The sequence below is a fragment of the Streptomyces globisporus genome (genome assembly GCF_003501885.1).
Lineage (GTDB): Bacteria > Actinomycetota > Actinomycetes > Streptomycetales > Streptomycetaceae > Streptomyces > Streptomyces globisporus_D.
The window spans coordinates 1-9667 of record NZ_QWFA01000221.1 but is presented as its reverse complement, the minus strand read 5'-3'; the positions used below and the strand labels follow the sequence as shown (position 1 = coordinate 9667).

Genomic DNA, 9667 nt, shown 5'->3' with positions numbered 1-9667 from the left:
CCCCCTCCGCAGCCGCCGCCCCCGCCCCCGTCGCTCCAGCCGCCGCCGTCGCCGCCGCTCCCGCCGCTGGACTGGTTCTGGCGGACGTTGTGGTGGACCGCCGAGGCGAACCACAGGGCGCGGCGTACGGTCTTCATCGCCGAGCGGCCCTCGCGGCCCGCGGTGGTGAGGGTGCCGGCGAGGCCGGTCGCCGAGACGAGGCCCGCCAGGGCGCGGCTGCGCTGGTCCGGGAAGCCCCGGGCCTCCGCCTGGCCGAAGCGCCACCGGGTCGCTCCGGTCAGGTCCGGGTCGCCCGGGAAGTGGCGCTGGTAGGGGAGCACGCCGAGAAAGCGGCGGGTCTCGCGGCGCAAGAGGCCGCGCTCCACCAGGTGGTCCAGGTGGCGTTCCTCGGCGTTGCGGCCGTACAGCCGGATCCAGCTCTTGGCGCTGGTCCCCGGGCGGAGGCGCCTCTTCTTGGCGGACGGCGGGTCGAGCGTGCTCAGCAGCGACGCGAGCAGCGGGTGGGCCGGGTCCAGGGGGTTGACCACCTGGACCCGGCCGCGCTCCTCGCGTATCCGGCCCTGGAGCTCCAGCTCGGCGAGGACCGCTCCCGCCGCGCCGTACCGCAGATACGTGCGGTTGCAGAGCGGTTTGCCGCGCTCCGGGTCGAGCGTCAGCAGGAGCAGTTCCTCGGGCAGGGTCAGGGCGGAGGCGTCCTGCGTCATGGCGCGGTGACGATCCTTCCGGTGACGTCGCCGAGGCCCACGCGGGTGCCGTGCGGGCCGGGGGCCCAGGCGGTCAGCGTGACCGTGTCGCCGTCCTCCAGGAACGTCCGCTTGCCCTCGGTCAGTTCGAGCGCGTCGCGGCCGTTCCAGGTCAGCTCCAGGAGCGAGCCGCGCTGCGCCGGCTCGGGCCCGCTGACCGTGCCGGAGCCGTACAGGTCGCCGGTGCGCAGCGACGCGCCGTTGACCGTCATGTGCGCGAGCTGCTGGGCCGCAGTCCAGTACATCGAGGCGAACGGCGGCTCCGCGACGACCTGCCCGTTGATCTCGACGGTGATCCGGATGTCGAAGCCGCCCGGCTCCTCGTCCTCGGCGTCGTCGAGGTAGGGGAGGAGGGGGAAGTCCCGGGCCGGGGGTGCGGTGCGGGCGGCGTCCAGGGCCTCCAGCGGGGTGACCCAGGCGGAGACGGAGGTGGCGAAGGACTTGCCGAGGAACGGGCCGAGCGGCACGTACTCCCAGGCCTGGAGGTCGCGCGCGGACCAGTCGTTGAGGAGGGAGAGCCCGAAGACGTGCTCGCGGAAGTCGGCCAGCGGGACCGGGGTGCCGTGCGCGGAGGGGACGCCGACGACGAAGCCGACCTCGGCCTCGATGTCGAGCTTCACCGAGGGGCCGAAGACGGGGGCCGGATCGGTGGGGGCCTTGCGCTGGCCGCTGGGGCGTACGACGTCGGTGCCGGAGACCACGACGGTGCCGGAGCGGCCGTGGTAACCGATCGGCAGGTGCTTCCAGTTGGGGGTGAGCGCGTCGCCGTCCGGCCGGAAGATCCTGCCGACGTTGGTGGCATGGTGCTCGCTGGCGTAGAAGTCGACGTAGTCCGCCACCTCGTACGGCAGGTGCAGGGTGACCGCGTCCACCGGGTGCAGCAGCGGCTCGATGTCCGCGCGGTGGGCGGGGACGGTCAGCCAGGCGGTGAGCGCGCGGCGCACATCGCTCCAGGCGGTGCGGCCCGCCGCGAGCAGCGGCGTCAGGCTCGGCTGCGCCAGCAGCCCCGCGTACGGGGAGCCGAGCGCGTGGGCGGCGGCCCCGGCGTCCAGGACGTGGTTGCCGATGCGGACGCCGACCCGGCGGACGTCGGGGTGGTCGGGGGTGGAGAACACACCGTACGGGAGGTTGTGCGGGCCGAAGGGGTCGCCCTCGGCCAGATCGAGCGGGCTGCTCTGCTCGGGCATGTGGTGCTGCCTCGCTTTCCAGGTCGCGTTGGGGGACACGTTACGTCGGGGCTCCTACCCAGCGGCAGTGCCCTGACCATCCCCAACTGTGCCTATTGCCCGGAAAGTTCACCGGTTACCGTCGGTTCCCCCGGAGATCCGGGGGAACCGAGCCGGAAACACGATCATCGGCTCAGCCCGCCGTGCGCGGGATGCGCTTCTCCCAGGTGCGGTGGAAGACGATCTCCTCGCCGTCCTTGCAGATCACCTCGTCGGAGGTGATGAAGTCGTGCTCGTCGGCGGTGATCTCGGAGCGGGTCTCGATCCGTGCGTCCCAGGCCGCCTCCGGACGGTGCAGCCGGATCGTCCAGTCACTGCGGGTGCGTGCGGAGAGCGGGTCGTCCTGCTGGATCGTGTACGTCTCCAGGGCGTCCTCGGTGAACTCGAGGCCGTCGGGGTAGACGCGCGTACCGCCGTAGCGGGGGTCGACCTCCAGGCGCCATTCGCCCTTGGCGACATCGCGGACGACGAGGCGTTCGGGGCGCGGCTCCTCCAGGGTGACCGGGTAGACCACGCCGAGCGGTTCGGACTGTTCCGGTTCGCCGAAGGTGATCGCCGGGTCCTCGGTGTGGCGGCGCACCGGCAGCTCGACGAAGCTCCCGTCGGCGTCCAGGGTGAAGCCCGCCGAGCCGGCCTGGGGCCAGATCCAGGGCCAGTACGCGGAGGAGATCGCGATCCGGATGCGGTGGCCGGGCGGGAAGGTGTGGCCGATGCCGTTGAGGTCGAAGACCACGTCCTCGGTCTCCCCGGGCGTCCAGTCGTCGGCGTGGTCGCGGCCGTGCCGGGCGGCGAGGTTGAGGACGCCCCGGGTGACGAGCGTCGATGCGCCGTCGGGGGCGACGTCGCAGAGCCGGGCGATGGCCTGGCCGCGGGTGGCGTCCATCCGGATGCGGAGCTTCACCCGGGGGCGGCCCAGGATCTCGATCGGCGCGTCGGTGACGGGGAATTCGAACGACACCGACTTGGCGTCCTCGTCCCGCTGGTCCGGCGGCAGGTCCGCCTCGTTGCCGAACGGGAAGAAGCGGCCCGCGTCCAGGCCGGTCTGCTGCGGCGAGGCGACGATCCGCTCGCCGCCCTGGAGGGCGTACGCCATCGGGTTCACGTTCTCCGACGGCCAGGAGGCGTCCCCGACCCAGCGGCCCGGCAGCGTCTCGTACACCGTGGCGGGCGGGTGCGAGCCGCTGATCCAGGACCGCAGCAGCGGCTCCCGCATCACGCCCGTCTCCTTGCCCTTGAGGTGCTGGTCCCACCAGCGCAACGTCTCCTGGAGGAAGCCGATCGCCGGCCCCGGCGGCAGCCCCCGGTCGGGGTACTGGTGCGACCACGGTCCGATGATTCCGCGCACCTGCGCGGGGTCGAGGTGCTCGACGAGCCGCAGGACGGTGTCCCGGTACGGGTCGTGCCAGCCGCCGACCGCGAGGACGTTCGCCTTGATCGCGCCGTAGTCCTCGCAGACGCTGCCGTGCTTCCAGTAGGCGTCGCGGCTCTGGTGGGCGAGCCAGGTGTGGCTGAAGGGCTCGACGGCCTCCAGCCGCTTCAGCCACATCTCCCGCCAGTCGTCGCCGACCTGCGCCGGGTCCGGCGGGCGGCAGACGAAGGCGAGCATGGTGGCCGCCCAGGCGTGCATGTCCACGGCGAGGACCGAGCCGCCCATGTAGTGGACGTCGTTGTCGTAGCGGTCGTCGGCCGAGCAGACGGTGACGATCGCCTTCAGCGGCTCGGGGGCGAGCGCGGCGATCTGGAGCGAGTTGAAGCCGCCCCAGGAGATCCCGAACATCCCGACCCGGCCCGAGCACCACTCCTGCTGGGCCAGCCAGTGGATGACGGCGACCCCGTCGGCCAGCTCCTGCGCGTCGTACTCGTCGCCCGGCAGCCCCTCGCTGTTGCCGTGCCCCCGGACGTCGACCCGTACGGAGGCGTAGCCGTGGCCCGCGTACCAGGGGTGGCGCTGCCAGTCGCGCGGCGCGGTCCAGTCGCTCAGCCGGTAGGGCAGGTACTCCAGCAGGGCGGGGACCGGTTCGTCGGTCAGCGGCCGCCAGATCCGGGCGTAGAGCCGGGTGCCGTCGGACAGCGGGATGCGGACGTCCTCGTGGGTCGTCTCGTACGGGAACTCGGTCGTGATGTTCATGGGTCACCTCGGTGGGGGACGGGGTGCGTGAGACGTACGGGTCAGTGGACGGGGTGCATCGTGCGCTTCAGCCAGGGCGCGGCCAGGATCATCGCCACACCGGCGGCCACCGCGATCGCCCCGTTGACGCCGAAGTACGCGGGGTTGGAGACCTCGCCGTACAGCTTCACGATCTGGGCCTGGATGCCGTTGGCCAGGGCGAGGGAGAGGAACCACAGGGCCATCGTCTGGCTGGCGAACGCCTTCGGGGCGAGCTTGGTGGTGGCGGACATGCCGGAGGTCTCCAGCAGGATGTCGCCGAGCCCGAGCAGCAGGTACGAGCCGACGATCCACCAGGCCGCCATGCGGTACGTGTCGTCGGCGTGCCCGGAGGTCGGCAGGACCATCAGGAGGAAGGAGAGCCCGCCGAGGATCACGCCGAACGCGATCTTGTTGGAGGCGTGTGGCTGGCGCGGGCCCATCTTCGCCCAGACGGCGGCGACGACCGGGGCGAGCGCGACCTCGAAGGCGCCGAGCGCGGAGGCGTACCAGCTGGCCGGGAAGGTGAAGCCGAAGATCTCGGTCCGGGCGTTCGTCGAGGCGAGCAGCATCATCGTCGAGTACGCCTGGAAGAGGATGAAGTTGAAGACGACGGACCCGAGGAAGAGGACGACGTACGGGCGGAGCCTGCCGCGCTCCTCGGCGGTGACCCGGGGGGAGCGGAACATCACCACGAAGTAGACGACCGGGGCGATCACCGAGATGACGGTGAGCACGTCGACGAACCGGTCCATCGTCAGCCAGCCCGCCAGGGCCAGCGCGGTGGCGGCGAGGGCGACCACGACCGCCCCGCCGACGATCAGCAGGGCCGCGCGGCGCATCGCGTCGGGGGCCAGTGCGAATTCGGCCGCGTGCTTACGCCCGGCCAGGTGACGGCGGCCCGCGACGTACTGGATCAGACCGAAGGTCATGCCGATCGCGGCGGCCGAGAAGCCCCAGTGCCAGCTCCAGTGCTCGCCCAGCCAGCCGGTGATCAGCGGTCCGGCGAACGCGCCGATGTTGATGCCCATGTAGTAGAGGGCGAAGCCGGCGTCGCGCCGTTCGTCGTCGGTGCGGTAGAGCTTGCCGACCATGGAGGCCACATTGGGCTTGAGCAGGCCCGTTCCGGCGCTGATCAGGCCGAGGCCCACCCAGGTCATGGCGTCGGTGGGGACGGCCATGGAGTAGTGGCCGCAGGCGATGAGGATGCCGCCGTAGAGCACGGCCCGGTACGAGCCGAGGATCCGGTCGGCCAGCCAGCCGCCCGCCACGGAGACCAGATAGACCAGCGTCCCGTAGGCGGCGGAGACGGAGGCGGCGGTGCCGGGGTCCATGCCCATGCCGCCGTTCGCCACGGTGTCGGCGAAGAACAGCACCAGAATGGCCTGCATGCCCAGGAACGAGAACCGTTCCCAGACCTCCAGACCGGACAGGGTCATCAGGCCCCGCGGCTGCCCGAAGAAGGCGTGGTCGTCCTCGGGCGGTGGCTGGGCCGGCTCGGTGGCGGCGGTGCTGTGGGACAAAGCGGAGACTCCTGATCGTATGAGCTGATCCCGAACATACCGGCGGTCATGGGAAGCCGCCCACGGTGATCCATAGCCGACCGGATACGCTGAAGTTGCAAGGAGAGACAGCGACACATCGACATTGAGTGTGATCGTCAGCAGACAGGAGATGTCCCCGTGACCGTCGTCGGGTCGTTCGGACTGCACGTGCGGGACCAGGCTCTTGAGGCCGATGTCCAGTCGGGCCTGGCCGCTGTCGAGGCAGGGCTGCTCGAAGCCACCAAGAGTGACGTCCCCTTCATCACGGACGCCGCGCAGCACCTGGTGCGTGCGGGGGGCAAGAGGTTCCGTCCCTTGCTGGTCATGCTCGCGTCACAGTTCGGGGACCCCGACGCGCCGGGGGTCGTCCCCTCGGCCGTCGTCGTCGAGCTGACCCATCTGGCCACGCTCTACCACGACGACGTGATGGACGAGGCCGACGTGCGGCGCGGGGTGCCCAGCGCCAACACCCGCTGGGGCAACTCGGTCGCCGTCCTCACCGGCGACTTCCTCTTCGCCCGCGCCTCCCACATCCTGGCCGACCTCGGCCCCGAGGCCGTCCGCATCCAGGCGGAGGCCTTCGAGCGGCTCGTCACCGGCCAGATCCTGGAGACCGCGGGCCCGCGCGACGGCCGCGACCCGGTCGACCACTACCTGGACGTGCTCAGCGGCAAGACCGGTTCGCTGGTCGCCGTCTCCGGCCGGTTCGGGGCGATGATGTCCGGCGCCGACGAGCGGACCGTGGACGTCCTCACCCAGTACGGGGAACGGCTCGGCATCGCCTTCCAGCTCGCCGACGACGTCCTCGACATCGCCTCCGACTCCCACGAGTCCGGCAAGACCCCCGGCACCGACCTGCGCGAGGGCATCCCGACGCTCCCGGTCCTGCGGCTGCGCGCCCAGGCGGCGGCCGACGGCAAGCCCGACGACCTGGAGCTCGTCGAGCTGCTCGACGGTGACCTCAGCAGCGACGAGGCCCTCGCCGAGGTGCTGCGCCGGCTGCGCGCCCACCCGGCGCTGGAGCAGGCCCGCCAGGACACCGTGCGCTACGCCCAGGAGGCGCGCGCCACGCTGGCGCCGCTGCCCGAGGGGTACGCGAAGGCCGCGCTGGAGGAGCTGTGCGACGCGGTGGTGCACCGCGCGGGCTGAGGCCCCGCCCGGCCGTGCCCGCCGCCGGTTGAGGCGGTGTCACCGGGCGGCCCCCCACCCGGTGTCACGGGGCGGCCCACCCCTACGGGACGGCGTACACGCCCCCTTCGGTTGTCATACCGGAGCAGTAGGCGGAGTTGATTCCCCGGGCTGACGCTTCGAGCCGTCCGATTTGGTCAGATGGTTATCAACGGAAGCCGCCGACCACGGAGGTAGGGCACACCATGGCACCGAACGACAGCGCAGAGACCACCGGCGAGGCCACGAGCACTGTCGTGGGCCGCCGGAAGGCGGCGCGCTACATCGTCCCCGTCGCGGTCGCGGGGGTGGCGGCCGCGACCATCGGTCTCGTCCCGGCGCTCGCGAGCTCGGGCGACCCGGACCTGCCGAAGATCAGCGCGCAGGAACTCATCGAGAGGATCGCCGCTTCCGACGAGGAGCAGCTCTCGGGCACGTTCAAGATCAGCACCGACCTGGGCCTGCCCCTGGACGGCCTCGCGGGCTCGCTCGTACCGGGCGGCGAGGGCGGCGACAAGGACGGCGGCGCGGCGGCCCCGCAGGACAAGCTCATGGAGCTGACGTCCGGCACGCACACGCTGCGGGTGGCCGCCGACGGCCCGGAGCGGCAGAAGCTCTCCGTCCTCGGGGACGCGTCCGAGTACAGCGTCATCCACAACCAGGGCGAGGTCTGGGCGTACGACAGCGAGTCCGACGAGGTCTACCACGCAGAGGCGCCCGAGGGCCGGGACGGCGGCCACGCGGAGAAGGCCCCGAAGGCGCCCGAGGGCGCTCCGGCCACCCCGAAGGACTTCGCCGAGCAGGCGCTCGCGGCGGCCGGGGACACCACCTCGGTGACCGTGGACGGCACGGCGCAGGTCGCCGGGCGGGACGCGTACCAGCTGCTGATCAAGCCGAAGCAGTCCGGCTCGACGATCGGCTCGGTCCGGATCGCCGTGGACGCCGAGAACGGCGTACCGCTGAAGTTCACCCTGTCCGCGGCGAGCGGCGGCAAGGCCGTCGTCGACGCCGGGTTCACCAAGGTCGACTTCTCCAAGCCCGCCGCGTCCACGTTCGCCTTCACCCCGCCCAAGGGCGCCAAGGTGACCGAGGCCGACGAGCTGGAGACCGGCGAGGACGAGCGCGGCGCGGCGCAGAAGGCGCTGCCCGGACAGCTGGCCGAGCTGGACGGCCTCGCGGGCGAGGGCGGCTTCAACGTCATCGGGGAGGGCTGGACCTCGATCGCCGAGATCAAGTCCCCCGGCGGCAAGGGGCTGCCCGAGGCGGGCTCGGGCGACATGCCGGCCGAGGCGCAGGGCTTCCTCGACGCGCTCGGCGACAAGGTCACCGGGAAGTTCGGCTCGGGCACGGTCTTCAAGACGCGCCTGGTCAACGCCCTGCTGACGGATGACGGCTCGGTGTACGTCGGAGCGGTGACGAAGGACGCGCTGGTGCGTGCGGCCGACGCCGCCGCGAAGTAGAACCTTCCCAGGGGCACCTGGACACCCGGCCGCCGCGGTCTCCACGCACCCGCGTGGAGACCGCGGCGGCCCCGCGCTCGACGAGACCGTGCTCACTGAGAGGTGCGACCGCCATGACGGACACAGCGGCCGAGGCCGGGGACGCGGCGGAGGGGCATGCGACGGCCACGGGCGCGGCGCCGGGGAACCCCGCGCCGGACGCGGCCACCGGCGCCCCCGTCATGCGCACCCGTGGCCTGACCAAGCGATACCGGGGCGGTCAGCTCGCCGTGGACGGCCTCGACCTGACCGTGCCCGCCGGCAGCGTCTTCGGCTTCCTCGGCCCCAACGGCTCCGGGAAGACCACCACGATCCGGATGCTGATGGGCCTCATCGACCCGACGTCCGGCACCGCCGAGGTGCTCGGCCGCCCGATGCCGCAGGCCGCGCGTACGGTGCTGCCGGAGGTCGGCGCGCTGATCGAGGGGCCCGCGCTGTACGGCTTCCTGAACGGCCGGGACAACCTCCTGCGGTACGACCGGGCCGACCCGACCGCCGACCCGCGCACCCGGCGGGCCCGCGTCGGGACGGCCCTGGAGCGGGTCGGGCTCGCCGCCGCCTCCGGGAAGAAGGCCAAGGCGTACTCGCTCGGCATGAAACAGCGCCTCGGTCTGGCCGCCGCCCTGCTCCGGCCGCGCCGGCTGCTGGTCCTGGACGAGCCGACCAACGGCCTCGACCCGCAGGGCATGCGCGAGATCCGTCTCCTGGTCCGGGAGCTGGCGGCCGAGGGCACCACGGTGTTCCTCTCCTCCCACCTCCTGGACGAGATCGAGCAGGTCTGCACGCACGCGGCGGTGATGGCCCGGGGCCGGCTGATCGTCCAGGGCCCGGTCGCCGACCTCGCCGCGAGCGCCCGTGGCCGGCTCGCCGTCACCACCCCCGACCCCGGGGACGCCGCCCGCATCCTCAAGGAGCACGGGATCACCGGCCTGAGCACCGACGGCGACCGGCTGACCGCCGACGCCCCGCTCACCGCCGTGGACCTCGCCGACCTCAACGCGGCGCTGGTGGGCGGCGGGGTGCGGGTGCGCTCCTTCGGCGTCGAGCGGGGTTCGCTGGAGGACGCCTTCGTCGCACTCACGGGAGAGGGATTCGATGTCGCAGGCTGAGAAGTCGCAGGCTCGGCGGGCGCGTCCCGGTGATCCACAGGGCTCCCGCAATCCGCTGTGGACCCTGGGCCTCCTCCGCTCCGAGACCACCACGCTGCTGCGCCGCCACCGCACCTACGCCCTGCTCGCCGTCCTCGCCGCCGTCCCCGTCCTCATCGGGATCGCGATCCGGATCGAGACGGGCGGGGGCGGCGGCGAGGACGGCGAGCAGGGCGTAGGTGCGGTGGCGGCGC

7 protein-coding genes and 1 pseudogene are annotated in these 9667 nt (G+C 72.4%); 4 read left to right on the top strand and 4 right to left on the bottom strand.

The annotated features are described in order from the left end of the window. The 4 genes from D3105_RS29565 to D3105_RS29550 all read right to left on the bottom strand — a co-directional run. Window positions 1-704 (bottom strand): GOLPH3/VPS74 family protein (locus tag D3105_RS29565; protein ID WP_133305722.1); only part of this gene is annotated, 704 nt, incomplete at its 3' end. Next, window positions 701-1930 (bottom strand): fumarylacetoacetase, encoded by a 1230-nt coding sequence (gene fahA, locus D3105_RS29560; RefSeq protein ID WP_118905999.1) that lies wholly within the window; start codon window positions 1928-1930, stop codon window positions 701-703. The genes fahA and D3105_RS29565, both read right to left, overlap by 4 nt. A gap of 172 nt (window positions 1931-2102) precedes the next feature. Then, the gene (locus D3105_RS29555) at window positions 2103-4097 is read right to left on the bottom strand and encodes a CocE/NonD family hydrolase (protein ID WP_118905998.1); all 1995 of its coding nucleotides are present in this window, start codon (window positions 4095-4097) and stop codon (window positions 2103-2105) included. A gap of 41 nt (window positions 4098-4138) precedes the next feature. Next, window positions 4139-5638: a peptide MFS transporter gene (locus D3105_RS29550; protein ID WP_118905997.1), complete on the bottom strand. Its 1500-nt coding sequence runs from the start codon at window positions 5636-5638 to the stop codon at window positions 4139-4141. Window positions 5639-5797: 159 nt separating this feature from the next. Here D3105_RS29550 and D3105_RS29545 point away from each other — a divergent pair, with 159 nt between their 5' ends. The 4 genes and pseudogenes from D3105_RS29545 to D3105_RS29530 all read left to right on the top strand — a co-directional run. Continuing rightward, entirely contained in the window at window positions 5798-6808 is a 1011-nt protein-coding gene (locus tag D3105_RS29545) for a polyprenyl synthetase family protein (RefSeq protein ID WP_118905996.1), read from the top strand. A 224-nt stretch (window positions 6809-7032) separates the two neighbouring features. After that, window positions 7033-8286 carry a LolA family protein gene (locus D3105_RS29540; RefSeq protein WP_118905995.1) on the top strand — a complete coding sequence of 418 codons (1254 nt, stop codon included), beginning with the start codon at window positions 7033-7035 and terminating at the stop codon, window positions 8284-8286. Window positions 8287-8399: 113 nt separating this feature from the next. Then, entirely contained in the window at window positions 8400-9434 is a 1035-nt protein-coding gene (locus D3105_RS29535; RefSeq protein ID WP_206272949.1) for an ABC transporter ATP-binding protein, read from the top strand. Further along, window positions 9421-9667 (top strand): annotated as a pseudogene (locus D3105_RS29530) (ABC transporter permease); the annotation flags it as partial. The gene D3105_RS29535 and the pseudogene D3105_RS29530, both read left to right, overlap by 14 nt.